Annotated in this window: 22 protein-coding genes; 5 read left to right on the forward strand and 17 right to left on the reverse strand. The window is 63.5% G+C overall.

Going from position 1 to position 20,222, the window contains the following annotated elements:
• Nucleotides 1–6: 6 nt before the first annotated feature.
• Complete coding sequence (locus BPET_RS26155; RefSeq protein ID WP_197535828.1) at nt 7–438, reverse strand: hypothetical protein; 432 nt, start codon at nt 436–438, stop codon at nt 7–9.
• A gap of 95 nt (nt 439–533) precedes the next feature.
• Nucleotides 534–890 carry a hypothetical protein gene (locus BPET_RS27020; RefSeq protein WP_162098129.1) on the reverse strand — a complete coding sequence of 119 codons (357 nt, stop codon included), beginning with the start codon at nt 888–890 and terminating at the stop codon, nt 534–536.
• On the opposite strand from BPET_RS27020, the gene BPET_RS20990 reads away from it, so the two are divergent.
• On the forward strand, nt 810–1,790 hold the full coding sequence (locus BPET_RS20990) for a GlxA family transcriptional regulator (protein WP_041863129.1): 981 nt from the start codon (nt 810–812) through the stop codon (nt 1,788–1,790). The two genes, BPET_RS27020 and BPET_RS20990, sit on opposite strands and share 81 nt — an antisense overlap.
• Nucleotides 1,791–1,815: 25 nt before the next feature.
• Here BPET_RS20990 and BPET_RS20995 read toward each other — a convergent pair whose 3' ends face one another.
• Together BPET_RS20995 and BPET_RS21000 are read right to left on the reverse strand one after the other, a co-directional pair.
• Nucleotides 1,816–3,237, reverse strand: coding sequence for a catalase (locus tag BPET_RS20995; RefSeq protein ID WP_012251024.1), 1,422 nt, complete (start codon nt 3,235–3,237; stop codon nt 1,816–1,818).
• An 84-nt stretch (nt 3,238–3,321) separates the two neighbouring features.
• On the reverse strand, nt 3,322–3,963 hold the full coding sequence (locus tag BPET_RS21000; RefSeq protein ID WP_012251025.1) for an HD domain-containing protein: 642 nt from the start codon (nt 3,961–3,963) through the stop codon (nt 3,322–3,324).
• A gap of 305 nt (nt 3,964–4,268) precedes the next feature.
• Here BPET_RS21000 and BPET_RS21005 point away from each other — a divergent pair, with 305 nt between their 5' ends.
• Nucleotides 4,269–4,916 carry a hydrolase gene (locus BPET_RS21005; RefSeq protein ID WP_012251026.1) on the forward strand — a complete coding sequence of 216 codons (648 nt, stop codon included), beginning with the start codon at nt 4,269–4,271 and terminating at the stop codon, nt 4,914–4,916.
• A 55-nt stretch (nt 4,917–4,971) separates the two neighbouring features.
• Here BPET_RS21005 and BPET_RS21010 read toward each other — a convergent pair whose 3' ends face one another.
• From BPET_RS21010 to BPET_RS21040, 7 genes are all read right to left on the reverse strand, one after another.
• Nucleotides 4,972–5,697, reverse strand: coding sequence for an amino acid ABC transporter ATP-binding protein (locus BPET_RS21010; protein WP_012251027.1), 726 nt, complete (start codon nt 5,695–5,697; stop codon nt 4,972–4,974).
• Nucleotides 5,698–5,720: 23 nt separating this feature from the next.
• Entirely contained in the window at nt 5,721–6,416 is a 696-nt protein-coding gene (locus BPET_RS21015) for an amino acid ABC transporter permease (RefSeq protein WP_012251028.1), read from the reverse strand.
• Nucleotides 6,417–6,418: 2 nt separating this feature from the next.
• Nucleotides 6,419–7,096: an amino acid ABC transporter permease gene (locus BPET_RS21020; protein WP_041864322.1), complete on the reverse strand. Its 678-nt coding sequence runs from the start codon at nt 7,094–7,096 to the stop codon at nt 6,419–6,421.
• Nucleotides 7,097–7,161: 65 nt separating this feature from the next.
• Entirely contained in the window at nt 7,162–8,016 is an 855-nt protein-coding gene (locus BPET_RS21025) for an ABC transporter substrate-binding protein (protein WP_012251030.1), read from the reverse strand.
• A 22-nt stretch (nt 8,017–8,038) separates the two neighbouring features.
• Nucleotides 8,039–9,643 carry a rhodanese-like domain-containing protein gene (locus BPET_RS21030; RefSeq protein WP_012251031.1) on the reverse strand — a complete coding sequence of 535 codons (1,605 nt, stop codon included), beginning with the start codon at nt 9,641–9,643 and terminating at the stop codon, nt 8,039–8,041.
• On the reverse strand, nt 9,640–10,824 hold the full coding sequence (gene metC, locus BPET_RS21035) for a cystathionine beta-lyase (RefSeq protein ID WP_012251032.1): 1,185 nt from the start codon (nt 10,822–10,824) through the stop codon (nt 9,640–9,642). The genes BPET_RS21030 and metC overlap by 4 nt, the downstream gene beginning before the upstream one ends.
• Nucleotides 10,824–11,411, reverse strand: a complete 588-nt coding sequence (locus tag BPET_RS21040) for a cysteine dioxygenase family protein (protein ID WP_012251033.1) — start codon at nt 11,409–11,411, stop codon at nt 10,824–10,826. Before BPET_RS21040 ends, metC begins: the two co-directional genes overlap by 1 nt.
• A gap of 141 nt (nt 11,412–11,552) precedes the next feature.
• Between BPET_RS21040 and BPET_RS21045 the strand changes: the two genes are divergently transcribed.
• Nucleotides 11,553–12,416 carry a LysR substrate-binding domain-containing protein gene (locus BPET_RS21045; protein ID WP_012251034.1) on the forward strand — a complete coding sequence of 288 codons (864 nt, stop codon included), beginning with the start codon at nt 11,553–11,555 and terminating at the stop codon, nt 12,414–12,416.
• A 12-nt stretch (nt 12,417–12,428) separates the two neighbouring features.
• On the opposite strand, the gene BPET_RS21050 is transcribed toward BPET_RS21045, so the two are convergent.
• Complete coding sequence (locus tag BPET_RS21050; RefSeq protein WP_012251035.1) at nt 12,429–13,322, reverse strand: LysR family transcriptional regulator; 894 nt, start codon at nt 13,320–13,322, stop codon at nt 12,429–12,431.
• A gap of 129 nt (nt 13,323–13,451) precedes the next feature.
• On the opposite strand from BPET_RS21050, the gene argC reads away from it, so the two are divergent.
• Nucleotides 13,452–14,378 carry an N-acetyl-gamma-glutamyl-phosphate reductase gene (gene argC, locus BPET_RS21055; protein WP_012251036.1) on the forward strand — a complete coding sequence of 309 codons (927 nt, stop codon included), beginning with the start codon at nt 13,452–13,454 and terminating at the stop codon, nt 14,376–14,378.
• A 44-nt stretch (nt 14,379–14,422) separates the two neighbouring features.
• On the opposite strand, the gene BPET_RS21060 is transcribed toward argC, so the two are convergent.
• The 5 genes from BPET_RS21060 to BPET_RS21080 are packed head-to-tail and all read right to left on the reverse strand — an operon-like array spanning nt 14,423 to nt 19,142.
• Nucleotides 14,423–15,517 carry an SDR family oxidoreductase gene (locus BPET_RS21060; protein WP_012251037.1) on the reverse strand — a complete coding sequence of 365 codons (1,095 nt, stop codon included), beginning with the start codon at nt 15,515–15,517 and terminating at the stop codon, nt 14,423–14,425.
• Nucleotides 15,518–15,523: 6 nt separating this feature from the next.
• Entirely contained in the window at nt 15,524–16,495 is a 972-nt protein-coding gene (locus BPET_RS21065) for a tripartite tricarboxylate transporter substrate binding protein (RefSeq protein WP_012251038.1), read from the reverse strand.
• A gap of 29 nt (nt 16,496–16,524) precedes the next feature.
• The gene (locus tag BPET_RS21070; protein WP_012251039.1) at nt 16,525–17,442 is read right to left on the reverse strand and encodes an SMP-30/gluconolactonase/LRE family protein; all 918 of its coding nucleotides are present in this window, start codon (nt 17,440–17,442) and stop codon (nt 16,525–16,527) included.
• Nucleotides 17,443–17,460: 18 nt separating this feature from the next.
• Nucleotides 17,461–17,781, reverse strand: a complete 321-nt coding sequence (locus BPET_RS21075; RefSeq protein ID WP_012251040.1) for an AtuA-related protein — start codon at nt 17,779–17,781, stop codon at nt 17,461–17,463.
• A gap of 2 nt (nt 17,782–17,783) precedes the next feature.
• On the reverse strand, nt 17,784–19,142 hold the full coding sequence (locus BPET_RS21080) for an acyclic terpene utilization AtuA family protein (RefSeq protein ID WP_041863132.1): 1,359 nt from the start codon (nt 19,140–19,142) through the stop codon (nt 17,784–17,786).
• A gap of 151 nt (nt 19,143–19,293) precedes the next feature.
• Here BPET_RS21080 and BPET_RS21085 point away from each other — a divergent pair, with 151 nt between their 5' ends.
• Nucleotides 19,294–20,217 (forward strand): LysR family transcriptional regulator, encoded by a 924-nt coding sequence (locus BPET_RS21085; protein ID WP_012251042.1) that lies wholly within the window; start codon nt 19,294–19,296, stop codon nt 20,215–20,217.
• Nucleotides 20,218–20,222: the final 5 nt, after the last annotated feature.

Raw genomic sequence — 20,222 nt, forward strand, 5'->3', positions numbered from 1 at the left:
CCTAATTTATAGATCGATTGAGTCCAATGAACCTAAGGACAAGTGATCCCGCCGGACGCAGCGCTGGCGATGGCGGAAATCAAGCCCCTTCAAGGATGCACAACTTCCAAGCAGCCGGTTGGCTGGCCAGAAGATGCAGCGGCGCACCAGCCAGCCTCGTAAATGAAGGCGGGTGCTTATCCCTTCTTGATACTTGATGTCCGCTGCCATCCAGCGGACTGCGACGGCCAACACACGAGCCAGCAAAGAATGCCTGCGCATGAGGCTCAGGCAAGGCAGCGCCCAGAGGCGATATCCTTGATAGGTGATGGGCGAGAAGGTCGCCCTGCAATGACGTGCGTCTAAAACCCAGTCGTTGAAAGAAATGAGGTTTTGACGACGCAGTTCGTTGCAGACGATCTTCTGCTCATAATCCACCCAGATCCCTAGCTTGCTCATTCAGATGGCTCAGTGAGTAGGTTCATACACGGAACGGTTTTCTGCCGTTGCCGTCTCCCCCAGAAGACAGCACCGCCAGAATAGGGGGCGCCGCCCTATACGCATTTGATTAGCGACAAAACATCACTGATCAAATCTAAAACTGCCTCATCGAAATCACAAGCAACGAAATTTATGTGATATTTTTCGAAAGTTTGTCCGTTTGACCATAAAAATATCAATTCCTTCAGGTCTGCGACCCCATTTTCTTGCTCAGGCGATCGTGCCTCATCGCCTGGAAGCTGAAGACCAGCCACACCAGTTGCCCTGACATCGGCCCGCAGACAAGCCCCGGCGGCCAACGCGCCAGCCCCGCTCCCAGGAGAAACATGATGCCCAGTCGTACCGTCGCGCTTGCTATCCACGACGGCGTCCAGGCGTTGGATGTGGCCGGACCGGTGGATGTCTTTCATGAAGCGAACGGCTACCTGCCCCCACAAGACCGGTATGAAACTGTGCTGGTCGCTGCCGATCGGGGCCCTTTTCGCGCGTCGAACCGCATGCAAATACTGGCCGACCTGTCGTTTGAAGAAGCAGGCGCGGCTTTCGACATTTTGCTGGTGGCAGGCGGCCCCGCATTGCCCGACGCGAAGCCGGACGCCAGGTTCGTCGCGTGGCTGCGCGCGGCCACGCAGCGCGCCGGCATCTATGGCGCGATTTGCACCGGGGCATTTATCCTGGGCCACGCGGGCCTGCTGGACCACCGCCGCGTCACCACCCATTGGCAGAATGCGTCCACGCTGGCGGCGCGCTTTCCGCGCGCTCAGGTCGAACCCGATGCTATTTATGTGCGCGACGACAGGCTGGTTACCTCGGCTGGCGTGACGGCCGGCATCGACCTGGCCCTGGCGCTGGTCAGCCAACACCATGGCACGGAAATCGCGGTGGCCGTGGCCAAGCGGCTGGTCGTCGTCGCGCAACGCCAGGGCGGACAGTCGCAGTTCAGCCCCTACCTGACCGCCCCGGCCGACCCGGTATCGCCTGTAGCCCGCATCCAGGCGCATGTCATGACGCACATCGGCCAGCGGCACACGCTGGAGTCGCTGGCCGCCGAAGTCGGCATGAGCCCACGCAACCTGGCGCGCTATTTCGTGCAAGAAGCCGGCATGACCCCACACGAGTTCGTGCAGCGCGCCCGCATCGACGCCGCGCGCATGATGCTGGAAGCCAGCGAGCGCCCACTCAAGACCGTTGCCTACGAATGCGGATTCGGCACGGTCGATAGAATGCGCATCGTGTTCAGCGAACGGCTGGGCGTAACGCCGGCCCAGTACCGCGCCAGCTTCCGCCAGCGCAGCGTGCAGGGCCGCTAACACTGCCCAGGCCGGCCTTCCTCAGTTACAGGCCCAGGGCCCGTGCAATACCTGCCCCATACTCCGGGTCGGCCTTGGCACAGTTCTCGATGTGGCGCCGCTTCACTTCCAGGCGTGCATCGCCCATGGCGCGCGCCGTGTTCTCGCATAGCAATTGCCGTTGGGCCGGCGACATCAGGCGAAACAAATTGCCGGGCTGCTCGAAATGGTCATCGTCGATCCGATGATCCCAATGATCGGCAACGCCCTCTACGGCCAACGGCGGTTCTTGCAGCGACGGCACGTTGCCGATCCACGCGCCTTTGCTGTTAGGCCAATAGTTGGGCATCGCGCCCAGGTTGCCGTCGATGCGCATGGCGCCATCGCGGTGATAACTGTGGAACGGGCATTGCGGCGCATTGACCGGTATATGATTGAAGTTCGCTCCCAGGCGGTAGCGCTGCGCGTCGCCATACGAAAACAACCGGGCCTGCAGCATCCGGTCGGGCGAAAAGCCGATACCCGGCACCACATTGGCGGGAGAGAACGCCGCCTGCTCGACTTCCGCAAAATAATTATCCGGGTAGCGGTTAAGCTCCATTACACCCACTTCGATCAGAGGGTATTCGCCCTTTGGCCATACCTTGGTCAAGTCAAACGGATTGTGCCGGTGGCTGCGCGCCTGCTCTTGCGTCATGACCTGGATGAACAACTTCCAGCGCGGGAAATCGCCCCGCTCGATGGCTTCCAGCAGGTCGCGCCCGTGGCTTTCACGGTCGTTCGCCACCATGGCCGCCGCCTTCTCGTCGGTGATGCCTTCAACTTCCTGCTGACACCGAAAGTGGAACTTCACCCACACGCGCTCGTTCAGTGCATTTATCATTGAAAACGTGTGACTGCCAAAGCCGTGCATATGCCGCAACGATTTAGGTATGCCGCGGTCCGACATCACAATGGTCACCTGATGCAGCGCCTCGGGCAGCAGCGACCAGAAGTCCCAATTGTTGTCGGCCGAACGCAGGCCGGTTCGCGGGTCCCGTTTGATGGCATGATTGAGGTCCGGAAAACGTAGCGGATCACGGAAGAAAAACACCGGCGTATTGTTGCCCACGATGTCCCAATTGCCTTCCTCGGTGTAGAACTTAACCGCAAAACCGCGAATATCGCGCTCGGCGTCAGCCGCGCCGCGCTCACCAGCCACCGTGGAAAAGCGCGCAAACACCGGCGTTTGTTTTCCCACCTGCGAGAACACTCTTGCCTTGGTGTACCGGCTGATATCCTGCGTGACCGTAAACGTGCCATGCGCCCCCCATCCTTTCGCGTGCATGCGCCGCTCGGGGATCACTTCACGGTCGAAATGAGCCAGCTTTTCAATCAGCCAGATGTCCTGCAGCAACGCGGGGCCGCGCGGCCCCGCAGTCAGAATGTTGAGATTGTCGGCCACCGGTGCGCCGGCGGCATGAGTCATGGCGGGACATGCCCCGCCATTGGCCGATTTTTTATCGATCACTTTCGATGCTCCATAGTCTGAGTTCTGGTTGCCGAGGCTGTCTCAATTCGGCCAGGCCGAATCGAGAATGATGGAGCAAAAATTCATGCGCTTATAGCCAGGGTCTTTCAGGGCCAGCACATCGGCCTTGACATTGCCAAAGGTCGTCAAGGGCTTGCTTCGGATACCTTCCGCGAAGTGATCGATGATGTTCTCTTTGAAGTTCGCTTCGCGCGGATGGTGGCAGCAAACATGCTCGCGCTGCTCATGCGTGAAATCGTGAAAGGCGATGCCCAGCACGTCCATTTCAACACCCGCCGTTACCAGCGCTATGGTGGACCGCATGTGCTCGGGAATGCCGGGCGTGGTGTGCAGGGCGATGGCCGTCCATACATCTTCGATCTCGCGCTCGGCCACGCCATGGCTTTTCATGAAATCGCGCGCCGCGTTAGCGCCATCCACCTCGAATCGCAGGTCAGTGCTGGCATAGGGCTGGGTCAATCCCATGTCGTGGAACATGGCGCCCAAGTACAGCAGTTCCGGGTCGTACTCCAGGCCGCGGCGCTCGCCGGTCAACGCGCCCCACAAGAACACCCGGCGGCTGTGGTGATACAGCAGATCGTCTTCAGTATCGCGGACAAGTTCGGTCGCGGCGCGCGCGATGACGCTGTCCGGGATGCGGATGCCGGCAATGGTTTCGGCCATGGTATTTCTCCTGGTGGGACGGCCCGTGGTTCGGCGCGGGATGCCGGGCAAGGGCTGCGTTGGTCGGGGCGCGCCGCTGTAAGGTTCGGCGCGCAAATGAATTTCAGCATCTGCTCATCGGCCGGACAACGCAGACGCGGCCACGGATCAGGACAAGCACACGTCTTTTCACGCCATGGCGCGCGCGCACGCCTTGCTGCACACCTAGAATTTCCGCACACCGAATCGATCGCGGGCCGGCCCATCTTCGGTGTTCACTCTGCTGCCGCCGAGCCGCGCGGCGAAACCAAACTATCGAGGTTCCCATGAGCGTAAGAGCCACCCCGAAACCAGCCCGAAGCCTGCTGAGCTCACACGACCACGCCCTGATCCTGATCGATCATCAGTCAGAAATGGCGTTCAACACCAAATCCATCGACGTGACGAACCTGCGCACTAATACGGCCATCCTGGCGAACACCGCCAAGGGCTTCAAGGTACCGACGGTTATCACGACGATTTCCAAGGACACCTTTGCGGGCCCGGTGCTCGATGAAATCACGGACGCCTTTCCCGATGCGGACATCGTTGACCGAACCACCTCGAACGGCTGGGAAGACGAAAACCTGATCGCGCGCATCAACGCGACCGGCAAAACCCGCCTGGTGATGGCTGGCCTCTGGACGTCCGTGTGCTGCAATGGCCCTGTGCTGTCGGCTCTGGAGCAGGGCTACGAAGTCTACGTAGTGACCGACGCCTGCGGCGACTGCACCGCCGAGGCGCACGAACGAGCCGTGCAACGTATGATTCAGGCCGGCGCCCGCCCTATCACCTCGCTGACCTACTTGCTGGAATTGCAACGTGACTGGGCGCGCCTCGAAACGTATGACCTGACAACGGGCATCGCCCGCAAGTTTGGCGGCGCCTTTGGCGTGGGTATCCAATACGCCAAGTCCATGCTGGGCGATCATTGAGCGTAGCGGCTGGCCCAAACACCAGAAAGCCAGCCGCCGGGCCTTTCCCGCAAGCTCAGTGGATGATGTCCGCCAGGAACTTCCGGGCGCGCTCGTGCCGCGGGCGCGAGAAGAATTCCGCGGGCGGAGCGTCTTCCAGGATTTCGCCCCGATCCATAAACCAGACTCGGTCGGCGACTTCGCGGGCAAAGTTCATTTCGTGCGTGACGCACACCATCGTCATGCCCTCGGCAGCCAGGCTTTTCATCACGTTCAAGACTTCACCCACCATTTCCGGATCGAGCGCGCTGGTGGGCTCGTCGAACAACAACAACGTCGGCTTCTGCGCCAGCGCCCGCGCGATGGCCACGCGCTGCTGCTGGCCGCCCGACAGATTGGCCGGCATGGCATCGAGCTTGTCGCCCAGGCCCACCTTGTGCAGCAATTCCTCGGCCAGCGCGTGGGCCTCTTTACGGGCCATGCCGCCTACTTTTACCGGCGACAGTGCAATGTTGTCCTTCACCGACAAATGCGGAAAAAGGTTGAACTGCTGGAATACGAAGCCGATCTTGGCGCGCAGCCGGTTGATGTCGACCTTTTCGCCGCAGATGCTCTGGCCTTCCACCCGGATGGTGCCGCTCTGGATTTCTTCCAGTTTGTTTATGGTGCGGATCATGGTCGACTTGCCCGAGCCGGATGGCCCGCACACCACCAGCACCTCGCCGGCCCGCACTTCACCGCAGATATTGTTCAGGGCGTGGTATCGCTTGTACCACTTGTTGACGCCTTCGAACTGGATCATCGCTCTCTCCGTTACCGATGGGGCTATATCGCCAGCCCCATGCGCTTGTGTTGCAGGTGCAGTTCGAGCCGCCTGGCAAGCCGGGACAACAACGCACACAACAGGAAATAGAACAGGGCCAGCACCAGGTAGGTGCGCAGCGCGCCGGTCAACTCGATGCTATTGATCTGCTGCGCGGAAAACGCCGCCTCTTGCACGCCGATGATGTAAACAATAGACGTCGCCTTGATAGTCGATACGAACTGGTTGACCAACGACGGAATCATGTTGCTCAACGCCTGAGGCAGTTGTACCGACCACAATGTCTGGAAATACCCGAGTCCGACCGCCCGGGCCGCCTCGACCTGGCCCGCGGGCACCGACTGGATGCCGGCCCGCACGATCTCGGCCAGGAAGGCCGACTCGTAGACAATAATCGCGGCCAGCGCGGTCGAGAATGGCGGCACCTCGAAGCCGATCATCACGGGCAGCAGGAAGTACGCCCAGAACACAATCATGATCAGCGGAATAGCGCGGAAAGTATGCACCCATGCCGATGACAGCCACTTCAGGGGGGCACTGCCGCTGGTGCGCGCCACGCCGATGACCAGCGCGGCAGGAAATGCGCCCGCGAGGCCCAGGGCCGCAAGAATCAGGGTGCCGGCAAAGCCGCCAATGGGACCGTTAGGCCAGGACCCCACCAAGAACAGCATGCCGTAAGTATGCAGGAACTCGATCATGCTCAACTCTTGAAACTGGCCGGATACTTGCGCGCGAGATGCGCGCCCAGGGCGGAAATCAACAGGGCCATGCACAGGTAGATCAAGGTCGAGATCATGAATATCTGGAACGTCTGGAACGTGGCGTTCTCGATCCGCTTGGTCTGGTAGGTAAGGTCGGTAACTCCGATCACCATCGCCAGGCTGGTGTCCTTGAACAAGATGATCGACCGGTTGATGATGGGCGGCACGGCATAGCGCACTGCCTGCGGCAGCACCACATAAATCAGCGCCTGCACGGCACCCAGGCCGATCGAACGCGCCGCCTCGACCTGCGTCGCCGGAATCGCCCGGATACCCGAACGAATGTCCTCGTAGTAGTACGCACTGACATTCAACGACAACGCAATCAGCGCAAAAGAAAACTCCGTGTTGCCCTGGTTGATCCAGACGCGGATAGCCTCTGGCAAGATCTCGGGCATGCCGAAGTACCACACCAGAATCTGCACCACGGTCGGCACGTTGCGGTGGTATTCCACATACAGCGCCACCACCGCGCGCACCAGGCGCGACGGAATCAGGTTGATGCCCGTGAGCACCATCGCCAGCAGAAACCCGCCCGCCAGCGCGCCGGCGAAAAGCCGCAGGGTAACGGTGATCCCGGTCGTAAGCATGCCCACGACCTCGGGATCTGACAGCATGGAAAACGAAAAATCCATAAGAAAAATGGCGAGGGCGCCACACGCCCTCTTGCTCCGGTTGCCTGCTACTTCGACGCGTCAGCCTGGGCGGCCGCCGACACCGATTCCACCTTGAAGTCGCGCTGCATTTTGTAGATCGACTCCTGGCCCATCCACTTGTCATAGATCCGGGTCAGCTCGCCCGACTTGTCCAGCGCGGCGATAGCCTGGTTGATCTGCGCCAGCAACGCCGCCTCGCCCTGCTTGACGATGATGCCGATATGCTCGGTGTAGGTCGGCTCGTCCAGCAACGCAGTGGGTTTGCCTTCTTTCACGGAATCGTTCAGGAAACGGCGCAGCACCAGCTCGCCAGCCGTCATGGCTTCAACCTTGCCGCTCTGCAGGCCCACGTAGCACTGCGCGATATTCTGGAACGTCAGCACATTCGCGCCCTGCAAGACCTTCTCAGCAATAGCGGCGGAGCTGGAGCCCGACGAAGCGCACACCTTCTTGCCCTTCAGGTCGGCCAGCGTCTTGATGCCGGAATCCGCCTTCACCAGCACCTTGATATAGCCCTGCAGGTACTGGTCGCTGAAATCGACCTGCTCGGCGCGCTTGGGCAGCCATGCCACGGCGCCCGCCATCATGTCGACCCGGCCCATCTTCACTTCCGGGATGCGGGCTTCGGTCGATACCGGCTTGTGCTGCAGCTTCAAGCCCAGCTCCTTGGCAATCGCCTTGCACATGTCGACGTCGTATCCCACGTATTCGCGCTTGACCGGATCCTGGAAGCCATACGGCGAACTGGCATTCTGCGTGCCGCACACGATGGTGCCGCGCGCCTTGATCGTGTCCCACTGATTGGCCGAAGCCTGGCTGCCCCACACCGCGGACAGCAGAATCGTACCCAACACAACTGTCTTGATTGACCGGTAATGCATGCCTTTTCTCCTGTAATCGGGGCTAGCCGCCCACTGAGAACGTCTTGCGTTCCTGCTCATCGATCTGGGACACCAGGTTGGTTTCCCATTCCAGATACTTGCGCGCCGCCGCTTTATTGCCGTCGTGGCGGTCGTGCACAAAAAACAGATAGTCGATGCACGCCTCGTCCGGCAGTTCGGGGCGCGCGGACATGGGCAGTCCGGAAGCTCGCAAGCCGGCGTCATCGACAACGCACAGATGGATATCGGCGCGGCCGGCGCGCTCCAGGTCGCTGGCCAGCCAGGCCAGCTTTGCGCGGTTGTCGCCCAGCAGAAGCACCGGGCCGTTGGCATGGCCTTCCAGCTGCTGCATGATGATCGGACGTATCGTCCATGTGGCAGCTTGCAGACTGGCTTTGCGAAACTGCATGCTGGGCCGGGCATCCAGGATGGCCACACCGGGGTTGCCGGCAACGAATGCCGCCAACTGTGCCGCGGGGATATCTTGCGTATGCGACAGCGCCGGCGCCGCGGCCGGCACGGCGGGCACGCCGTCCAACTGCTGCGGCTCTTGCAGCAGGCTGACATTCCAACCAAGCTGCTTCAGCCAGCTTGCCACCACGGGCGCCCGTATGCCGTCGGTATCGCACAACACCACTCGGGCCTTGCGCACGCCGATGTACTGGTCGGTCGCCTGGATCAGCTGGCCGCCCGGGGTGTGCTGCGCCCGGCCGGGCACGCCGCCCTGCCGGTGTTCTTCTTCGGTGCGCACGTCGCACAGGAACACATTGCAGGCGTCGTCTTCGAGCCACGCGCGCACCTGGCCGGCATCCACCACGGTCACGCCGAATTTTTCCTGTAGCTGGCGCGATCTCTGCCGCAGGCTGCTCAAGCTTTGCGCCGGTATCCGCTCGGGATACACGCGGCTGGACTGGTGCTCCAGCGGCAGGTCAGCCAAATACCAGCCTTGCGTGCCGTTTTCCAGTGCGTAGACTTCGTTGGGTATGCCCAGGTTGATCAGCGTCTGCGCCCCGATAATGCTGCGCGTGCGGCCGGCGCAGTTGATCACGACCTTGGTGTCCGGATCGGGCGCCAGTTCGCCAATGCGCAACGCCAGCTCGCCGTTCGGGCAACAGATCGCCCCCGGGATGTTCATCTTGCGGTACTCGGCCACCGGGCGGCCATCCAGCACGATGACGTTCCGGTCCGGATCGTTGAGCATGTCGTGCAGCTGCGCCGCCGACACGCTAGGGGTATGGTAGATGTGTTCGGCGATTTCGCCGAAAGTCTTGCTGGGCAGGTTCACGCCCGCGAACGAGGCGTAGCCCGCCTCGCGCCACGCCTCGATCCCGCCGCGCAGCACGTGCACCTGGCTATACCCCAGGCGTTCGAGCGCCTGGGCCGCCGCCAGCACGGCGCCGGCCGTTCTGGCATCGCCGTAGATCACCGTGCGCGTGCCCTTGCGCGGCACCAGCCGGGCAATATGCAGTTCCAGTTCGCTGTACGGCAGCGGCACCGCAAAAAACAAATGGTTCTCGCCGAACTGGCCGTGCTCGCGCACGTCCAGCAGAGCCAGCTCGGCCTCATCGTGTATCCAGGCTTTCAGTTCACGCGCGTCGACGTACTGCGGGGTCGAATCTATCATCATGCAATCGCTTGTTGTTGTGACAAACCAGGCAAGACGGCCAGCATCCTGCCCAAGTCTTCTTTCAGGTCCGCCGGTTCTTCCAGGCCAATGTGCAGGCGCAGCAGGTAGCCGGGCGGCGTGGCCTGCCCGGCGAATCTCGTGCTGGCAGGGTCTACCGGCAGCACCAGGCTCTCGAACCCGCCCCAGGACGACCCGATGCCGAATAACTGCAGCTCCCCGATGGCGGCCTCTACCGTTGCCTGGGAAAATTCCGGGTTGAATTCAATCGTCAGCAAACCGTTGCTGCCCGACGCATCCCGGCGCCACAAGGCATGGTTGCGGTCGCCCGGCAAGGCGGGGTGAAACACGGCGCTGATGGCCGCCTGCCCCGCCAGCCAGCCGGCAACATCCAGCGCGCTCTGCGCGTGGCGCCGCAGCCTCAGGTCCAGCGTGCGCAACCCGCGCAGCACCAGAAAGGCGTCTTCCGCCGCCACTGTTTGCCCCAGGTTGATGCTGACATTCTCGATGGCATCGAAACACGCGCGGGTGGTGGTCACCGACCCCATCATCACGTCGGAATGGCCGCCCAGGTATTTGGTCGCCGCCACCACCGATATGTCGCACCCCAGCGCGAGCGGCCGATACGCCAGCCCCGAACCCCAGGTGTTGTCGGCGCACAGCAGAATGCCGCGCTCGTGGCAGATCTGCGCGATGGCTGGCAGATCCAGCATGTCGTACAGCAGCGAGCCGGGCGATTCGACGTACACCATGCGAGTCGATGGCCGCAGATGGCGCTGCCAATCGGCATCGTGCGGGCTGAAGAAGCTGTATTCGATACCGTAATGCACAAGCTGTGTCGCGCACAGGCGCCTGACCGGCTCGTACACGCCTTCCGAGATCAGCACATGATCGCCCGCCTTCAGGCACGCCAGCAGGGTCGAGGCGATGGCCGCCAGCCCCGTCGGAAACAGCTTGGTCCGGTAGCCGCCCTCCAGCTCGGTGATCGCGTCTTCCAGTGCGTACACGGTCTCGTTGCCGCGCGCGCCGTACGACAGCACCCGCTGCGTTTCGCGTTGCTTGCGCGCGCCGCGCCACTGTTCCAGGCTCTCGAAAAGATAGGTGCTGCCCTTCACGATAGGGGTATTTGCCCACCCCGAGGCCGGCCGGCCCATATGCGCCAGCCGCGTCGACCGGGCTTTCATTACGCGCTCCGGCGCGTCTTCACACCCACCGACATGACCTTGCAGGTGTTGTTTTCCAGGTCGTACGCCAGGCGCTGGTCGAGTTTTTCGAGCGCCAGCCCGTACATGTGCAGATGCCGGATGTTGGCGTCTTCAATGCGCACCGCATGGATGTCGTCGGCCAGCAAGGCAATGCCCTGTCCGGGCGACACCAGCTTCACGCCGGTTTCACGCAACGTCGCGTGGCCGGGCTGGCTGCCGTCGTCGGTGCGTTCGTACAGGTAGTTGCTTTCCGTGCCCTCCACGGCGGCGATACAGGCCCAGGTCGTGTGGTTGTGCGGCACGATTTTCTTGCCGGGCTTCATCACGTTCAAGTACAGCGCGTAGGTGCTGTCCGGCTCTTCGTGAATCAGGTAGCGGGCCTGCAGTTCGTCGCCTTCGGGCGCCGGGTAGTCCTGCGCCGACCACCATTCCTGCCGGGAGGCGATGCCCACCAGCGCGTCGAGTACGGCGTCGAGGTCTGCGCGGCTGACGTCGCCGCCAGTGTGCTGTTTTGCGGTGTCGATGAAGCGGGCAATGGCTGCCTGCTTTTCATGGGCTTGAGTCATGTTGGCCTCCTGTAGTGCCAACGACTATAGGTGGCGCCACCCCGGCCCACAAATTAATTGTTATAAGAAATACATAAGCAACTTTAATATGTTGTCTATGAAGAGCCGTCATCGGCGCCCGCACCGACAAGGGTAATCCCTATGAAGAATCTCGACCTGGATTTACTGCGCACCCTGGTGACTGTGGAAAAAGCTAATACATTCTCGGGCGCCGCGCAGGCCCTGTTCAAGACGCAGTCGGCCGTTACGCAGCAGATGCAACGGCTGGAAAACCAGATGGGCTGCCCGCTGTTCCAGAAAAAGGGGCGGCGGCGCGTCCTGACGGCGCAGGGCCAGCAATTGGCCGACTACGGACGCCGGCTGCTGGCCATCAACGACGAAGCCCTGCGCAGTATCGGACGCAACCAGATGGAAGGCCAGATCAAGCTGGGCGCGCCGCTGGACGTGGCCGACACCATTCTTCCGCCAGTGCTGACGCACATCGCGCGCCATGCGCCCCGGGTGCGCATGGAAATCCGGGTCGATCGCAGCCCCTTCCTGATGGACGCGCTGAACTCGGGCGACATCGACCTCACCATCTCTACGCGATCCAGCCCCGAGCTGACCGGCTTCGCGCTGCGCACCTCGCCCACCGCCTGGATATGCGCCGCCGACTACATCTACAACCGCCGCGCGCCCCTGCCGCTGATCCTGGCCGACGAGCCCAGTATTTTCCGCCGGCTGGCGCTCGATGCGCTGGGCCAGACACGACTGACCTGGCGCATCAACTACGTCGCGCCGACCCTGGTGGGCATCAAGGCGGCGGTGCGCGCCGGGCTCGGCGTCACGGCGCGCAGCGTGGAGTTTCTGGGCGCCGACATGCGCGTGCTGGGCGAGGCCGACGGCCTGCCGCCGCTGCCGCCCATGACCTACATGCTATGGACGCGCGGCGACACCATCAGCCCGTTGACCATCGCGATCTACGAAATGCTGAAAGCGCAGTTCGAGCAGCAGGCGGCCGGCTAGGTCCGCCCCATGCTAGCGGGCCGCGCCCGCTTTCAATTGCCAGAGCGCATCCAGCACATGCTGCGTGGCGCGCTCGTTTTGCCCGGCCCGGTAGGCGACGCCCAACTCGCGCCACATGGCCGGCCGCAAGGTTCGCATGGCGATGCGCGCATCGGTATGCGGCGCTCCTGCCTCATGCGGCAGAAGCGCTGCGCCATAGCCCGCGGCCACCAGGCTCTTGATGGCGTCGTTGAAGTTCAGTTCGATACGCGGCACCGGCCGGAACCCCGCGCGCGCGAACCATTCGGATGTCAGCCGCGACAAGCGCGTATTGGCGTCGTTGAGTATCAGCGGCCGCCCCGCCAGCCAGGCGGGCGTAACGCGTGCCGGCGCGCGCCAGTCGGCCGGCACGAAGGCCATGACCGGATCGCGGCGCCACGGGCGGATCGCCAGCCCCGCAACCGGCGCCTGCGGCAACGCCACCAACCCAATGTCCAATTTGCCCTGCGCCAGACGCGCCAGCGTTTCCTGGGAGGTCAGCACCGCGATCTGCACGTCGATGTCCGGATGCTGTTCGCGCAGCCGTGTGACGGCCTGAGGCAACAGGTGCGCGATGGCGCCGGTGGATGCCCCCAGGCGCACGCGCCCCGCCAGGCCCTGCACCTGCCGGCTGACGTCGTCCAGCGTCGCTTCCACTTCGGACAGCAGGCGGCGCGCCCGCTCTACCAGCACCTCGCCCACGGCCGACGGCCGGACATTGCCTCGTTTGCGCGACAACAGCGGCGCGCCGATGCGGCTTTCGAGCTCGGCGATATGCAGACTGACCGTGGGCGGCGCCAGGTGCAGCACCTGCGCCGCGGCGGCGAACGATCCGTGGTCGGCAATGACCACCAAGGTGCGTAGACGGTCGAGGCTGATTTCGCGCATGGAATTCCAGATTCCCAGATTCAGTAAAAATGAATCAGACGATCAATAAATTCAACTTTCCCGATTTTATGCCAAGGTGGAAGATAAAGCCGTTGTCCATTTCGTGAAAGATCTACAGGCGAGCACATCATGACTACCCCGACTGTTTTCATCGACGGCGACCAGGGCACCACCGGGCTGCAAATTCACGACCGCCTGCGCGGCCGGGCCGGCATCCGGGTGTTGACCCTGCCGGCCGCCGACCGTAAAGACGCCCGGCGCCGCGCCGAGGCCATCAACGCCAGCGACATCGCCATCCTGTGCCTGCCCGACGCCGCCGCGCGCGAGTCAGTCGGCTTCATCCAGAACCCCGCCGTGCGGGTGATCGACGCCAGTTCCGCGCACCGTACCCAGGCCGGCTGGGTTTACGGGTTTCCCGAGATGGCCTCGGACCAGCCGCAACGCATCGCCCAGGCCAAGCGCGTCACCAACCCGGGCTGCTATCCCACCGGGGCCATCGCATTGCTGCGGCCGCTGCTGCAGGCTGGCTTGTTGCCGCGCGACTACCCGGTAGCCATCCACGCCATCTCCGGCTATTCAGGCGGAGGCCGCGCCGCCATTGACGCGCATGAGTCGGGCGCCGCGTCCGGCGTAGCCCCCTCCCAGGTGTATGGCCTGGCGCTGGAACACAAGCACACCCCTGAAATCGAGCTGCACGCGGGCCTGGGTAACCGTCCCATCTTCGTGCCGGCTTATGGCGCCTACCGCCAGGGTATCGTGCTGACCGTACCCGTCGAACTGCGCCTGCTGCCAGCGGGCGTCGATGGCCAGCGCCTGCACGCCTGCCTGCAGAATCACTACGCTGGCTCGCGCCATGTCGAAGTCACGCCACTGGAGCAGGCGCAGGCCATGACGCACCTGGACCCGCAGGCGCTGAACGGCACCAACGACATCAGGCTGGGCGTGTTCGCCAATGCCAGCCATGGCCAGGTGCTGCTTTCGGCGGTGTTCGACAACCTGGGCAAAGGCGCATCGGGCGCCGCCGTGCAGAATCTCGATCTGATGCTGGCCGGTTGAATCCGGGGCGGGCCGGGGCGGGCTGGGTCTCGTCCGGCCCGCCATCAGGCAGCGGCAAACTCCGGAATGAACTTCCTGTCAGCCAGCACCCGCAGCCAGTGCTGCACGCAGGCCTCGGTGTCGTACACCTGCGTGAAACCCGCCTGCTTGATCTTCACCGAGCTCACGAACGCGGGCGGCGGTGCGGCCTGCAGCCCATAACCGAAGCGGGCATCGGCCGAATAATGCGACTGGCCCAGCAGTTGCGCCATGCTCATCGGCCGCAGCCCGTGTTTCTTGACGATTTCGTCCCACAACGCCGCGCGGCTGGGTAGGTACTCCGCCAGGCGCAAGGGCGTGTCCGGACCCGGCTGTACGCCCAGGAAGGCGGCCAGCCCGGGCCATAGATCACGCCAACTGAAGACTTCGCCGTTGGTCAGGTTGTAGTGCTCGCCCCAGGCCTGCGGATTGCCTGCCGCCCACACCGCCGCGTCGCCTATCAGCCGTGCATCTACTGCCTCGCGCGGATACGGCACATGGCCGGGGTAGCAGAACGGCCGCCCCTCTTCACGGCACAGCGAGGCGTAGATGCCGATGACGGGCACGGTGTTCATGGCCACGCCCACATTGGGGCCCAACACAATAACGGGGCGGAATATCGTCCAGCCAAAACCGCATTGCGCGGCCTTGTCACGAATGTAGTCTTCCTGAAACCAGTACGAGTTGGGATGATCGTCGCGAGACTCGCGCTCGCGCGCGGGGAGGCGTATGGGATGCAGATGCACCCCATACGCCTTGGTGCCCTGCAGCAGAGTCACATGTTCCAGATGGGCCGCCTGGGCAAGCGGCTCGATCGTGTTCCGGATCATCGCCAGGTTGGTGGACATCTGCTCAGGGTCGCGCCAGCCTGCTATCAGGGTGGGTTTTTCGTAAACCGCGGCATAGACCACGTGGCTTACTTGCCGCAGGCCGCCCAAGGCTGCCTGGCAGGCCGCGGCATCTTGCAGATCTACCGGCAGGTGCGTGAACGCCCGCTGGCTGAACACCTCGGGCCGACGCCGGGAAACCGCGATGACGTCCCACCCCGCGTGCAGAAAAGAATCGACGGCGGCGGTTCCCACCAGCCCGCTGGCGCCCGTTATCAACACAGTGCGCGGCATGGCCCTTCAATCCATCACAAGGTTGATCTGCTTGAACAACGCCTTGAAGCGGGCGTACTCATCGGTCATGCGCTTGCCGAACTCGGCCCGCGTGTCGGAAGCCGCCACGATGCCCAGGCTGGCGAACTTGGCCTGCACGTCGGGGCTGGCCACCGCCTTGGCGATTTCATCATGCAGGCGATCCAGGATTTCGGCTGGCGTGCCGGCCGGCGCCACGATGCCGTACCAGGCTACGCTTTCCGCGCCGGGCAGACCCGCCTCTCCCACCGTAGGCACGTCGGGCAGCAAGGGCGAACGCTTGGTGTCGGCAACCGCGACCGCCCGCAGCTGTCCCGATTTCACGAACGAGAGAATCGGCGGCACGCCGCTGATGACGATCTGAGTGCGGCCGCCTAATGTGTCGGTAATGGCCTCGCTGTTGCCCTTGTAGGGCACGTGCAGGATATTGGTTTTCGACAGATGCTGGAACAGCTCGCCCGCGATGTGGCCGCTGGTGCCCACGCCTGCCGATGCGAAACTCACCTTGTCGGGGTTGGCCTTGATGTAGGCGATCAGCTCTTGCAGGTTTTTTACGGGCAGCGACGGATTGACCAGAATGACGTTCGGCCCCGTGGCGATCAGCGCCACAGGCGCCAGGTCCTTCATCGAATCGTACGGCATCCTGGCGCGCGCGTTCGGATTCACCGTAATAGGCCCGGCAGACGCAAAGCCAATCGTGTAGCCGTCTTTCTCTGCCTTGGCGATGATGTCGGTGCCCAGGTCGCCGCCGGCGCCGGGCTTGTTCTCGACGATCACGGTCTGGCCCAGCTGTTCCGACAGCGGCTTGGCCACCAGGCGGGCGATGATGTCGATAGAACTGCCCGGCCCGTACGTGGCAATCAGGCGGATCGGGCGCGCCGGCCACGGCGCCGCCGCCTGGGCGGCCGTCGCGGCGGCCAGCCCCAGGACCAGACCGGCGATCAATCGGTGCAATTTCATGGCGTTGTCTCCTGATAATGTTGTTCTGCTCAGTTTGAGTGGGAATACATCGGCCTGCCCGGATGCGGCAGGCGCGCGCGCAGAATAACGCCCTGCTCTGCCTCGGTGATGTACAGGCTGCGGCGGTCGTCTCCCCCAAAGGCCACATTGGTGGTGCGCAGGCCCGCGCACGAGCGGATGCGGTACAACGGCTCGCCCAGTGGGCTGAACAGCCACACCGTGCCGGCCTGGGCGTGCACCACCGCCAGGTTGCCTGCCTCGTCCAGCGCCAGGCCGTCGGGGCCCGCGGTGCTGCCCGACAACTGGATGTAGCGACTGGCCTTCTTCATGCCCCCGCCAGGCTCCAGCCGCAGGGCATAAATGGCGTTGTCGTGCGTAATCGCCACGTACAGCACGTTTTCTGCCCTGTTCAGCACCAACCCGTTCGGTCCGGCCAGTCCGTCCATCAGCAGGTCTACGGTCTTGCCGTCCGCCCTCAGGCGGAACACGCGACCGGTCGGGTTCTCCAGCGCGCTCTCGCCCTGGTCGGTAAAGTACAGGTCGCTGTTGGACGCGAAGAACAAGTCGTTCAGGCCGCGCAGCCCTTCGCGCTGCACATGCTGCATATAAGGCTGTATGGTGCGGGCCTGCGGGTCCACCAGCATCAGGCCGTGCAGGTGATCGGCAACGAAAATACGCCCGTCCCGGTGAATTTTCAGGCCATTGGGTTCCCCCTCGTAGCTGACCACCACCTCGAAGGTGCCAGCGGGGTCTACCCGTAGAATGCGCCCGTGCGCCAGATCCACGCACCACAGGTTGCCGGCGCGATCGAAGGCCGGGCCTTCCAGAAACGAATGCATCTTCACATGGCGCGCGGCCAGCCATGAAGAAGGCTGGTCGGTCAAGTACAGCGACTCGGGCAGCCGGGCAAAGACCTCGGTCTGCAGGGGTTCCGCGGGGGGGTACATATATTGGCCTCTTGCGAATTACGCGGGGCCGCCGGGCAGCTCTATGCCCAGCATCAGCGCGCTCAATGATTTGCCGTGCGGGTCCAGCCGCAGCGAACGGGTCACGCCGCCAGCCAGCACGTCGGGAATGACGAAATTCAATGCCTTCAGGCTGGCGATCTCGTAGCGTCTGACCGGCCCGGCGCCCAGGTGCGCAAAGGCCTGTGCCACCCGTTCGGCGGTGAGTGCGCGGCGCAACACCTGCCAGCCGGCCTCGTCGTAGGCAATGACGGCAATACTGGACGTGTTGCCCTTGTCTCCGGCACGCGCGTGCGCCAGGTCATGAACCAGGATGCCCATCGCTATGCTCCCATGGTGATCACTTGCGGGTTGACCCAATCGCGAGGAATCAGCACGGCGTCTACCGCGATGATTTCCTTGGCGCCCAGATTCACCGGGCCGCCCGCGCCATAGGGACCCTGCATGTTCAACTGCCGCACATGGTCGCCCAGCAGATGAGCGCTTTTCTTGTCGGGGCAGCGCGCCGCCACGCGCAGACGCACTTCGTACGGATCACTGGACAGTGACGCCGCGTGGCTGCCATGCAGGCTGCTGACGCCGATCAGGTCGACCTGAATCTCGCTGGCGGCGCCGCCGTCCAGGCGGAACCGTTCTTTCACGACGTCCGCGGCCAGCTGCGCGCGGGCAATCGCATTGACCCCGGCATAGGCAACTTCGCCCGTGCCTATCCAGCCGTCGAAATAGCCGACCACAACCTTATAGGTGTCTGTACGCGCGCGTGCACCGATGCCCCGCACGGCCACGCGGTCTGGCGTCAGCTCCTCGAAGTGCAGGCCGTCCAGGCTCAGCACGCAGTCGGGCGTGACGTAGCCGCTGGGATCGTGGATCTCGTACAAGGCCTGCTCGGCGCAGGTCATGCGATCCAGCCGGCCGCCAGAGCCGTCTGGCTTGCCAATGAACAATTCGCCGTCGCTGTACAAGTCTGCGTAGGGATACGGCAGCTCGGCCAGCCGCGGCACGTCTTTCTTGCCCGGGTCGGCGAAATACCCGCCGGTAATCTGTGCCGAACACTCCAGCAAATGCCCCATGATCGTGCCCGCCGCCAGGCGCGGCAGATCATCGTAGGCCCAGTGGTGGTGATGCAGGGCCACGCCCAGGAACAGCGACGGGTCGGCCACGCGCCCCGTCATCACCACCTGCGCGCCAGTGGCCAGCGCGTCGCGCACGACGTCGGCGCCCAGGTACGCGTTGGCCGACGCCAGGCGCGGCAGAATATCTTCCAGCGGCAGTTTGCGGTCCATCAGCGCCAGCTCGGGGTGTGCCCGCACCCGGTCGATGACATCGTCGCCCACGACCGCCGCGCAGCGCAGCTCGCGCCATCCCAGTTCCCGGCCGATCTCCAGTGCCGCCTGGGCCGCGCCCGCCGGGTTTGCCGCGCCCATATTGGATACCAGCCGCACCCCTTTTTGCCGGCACAGCGGCAGGAAGGCGCGCATGCGCTCTTCCAACATCGGGTTGTAGCCTCGCGCGCCATCGTGCCGGCGCGACAGCGTTTCGCGCGCGATGGTGCGTTCGGCCAGGCACTCGCACACCAGGTAGTCGGGGTCGCATTCTTCCAGCAATTGCAGCGCCGGGCCGATACGGTCATCGGCCATGCCCGCCCCCACCCCGATGCGCAATCGCGTGCGCGGCTTGTCCATGCCTGTCTCCGTCTGGGTTTCCACGCCCGCGGGCCTGCCGAAAGGCATGCTGGCCATCCTGGCCGCGAAGCTGATGTCTGCAGTATGCGCAGATAGGCATAATGCGTAAAATGATTAATTCATATCTCGGTAATAATAAAAACACATCACCATGACCCGTCCGCGGTTTACCCTCACCATCCCTGAACTGGAAGCCGTGCTGCTGGTGGCCGAAACCCGCAACTTCCGCATGGCGGCCCAGCACGCGCACGTTTCGCAGCCTGCGCTCAGCAGGCGGGTGCAGGCTGCCGAGCAAAAACTCAACGCCAAGCTCTTCGACCGCGACAAGCACGGCGTGGCGCTGACCGACGCGGGCACGGAACTAGTGCCCATTGCCCAACGCATGCTGTCCGAATTTCGCGATTCGCTCAGCGACCTGTCCGAATTCATCGCTGGCCGACGCGGCAGCGTCAACATCTGGGCGCTGCCCTCGGTAGCGGCCGCGCTGCTGCCGGCGGCTGCCCAGGCGCTGCGGCAGTCACATCCCCAGGTGCGCCTGGTTATCCAGGCTGCCTCGGCGCGCCAGGTAACCCAGGCCGTAGCCGAGGGCAAGGCCGACCTGGGTATTTCCATCGAAATAACCGGCCAGCCGGCAGACGTAGCGTTCGCTGCGCTGCTAAAAGAGCAGTTCGTGCTGATCTGCCCGGTCGACGACCCCCTGGCGCGCCGCAAGCGGGCGGACTGGAGCGTATTCGCCGACCGGCCGTTCGTTGCCAGCGGTCCGGCCAGCAGCATCCGCGTCGTTACCGACCGGATACTGGCGGCGTCGGGGCGCGCGCCGGATGCGAATTATGTCGCCGACAATATCTCGGTCGTGGGCGCGATGGTGGCCGCGGGGGTGGGCATCGCGGCAGTGCCGCAGTTGGCGCTGCGCCTGATGGACACAACACGGCTGCAAAGCGTGGCGCTACATTCTCCAGTAGCCACGCGCGAGATCGGCATTCTGGTAAGAAAACGGCGGTCCCTGTCGGCGGCGGCGCAGCGCTTCATGGCGGCGCTGCAGCAGGTAAGCAGCGGCATCATCAACGAAAAATAATCCTT

Source organism: Bordetella petrii, from assembly GCF_000067205.1.
GTDB lineage: Bacteria > Pseudomonadota > Gammaproteobacteria > Burkholderiales > Burkholderiaceae_B > Bordetella_A > Bordetella_A petrii.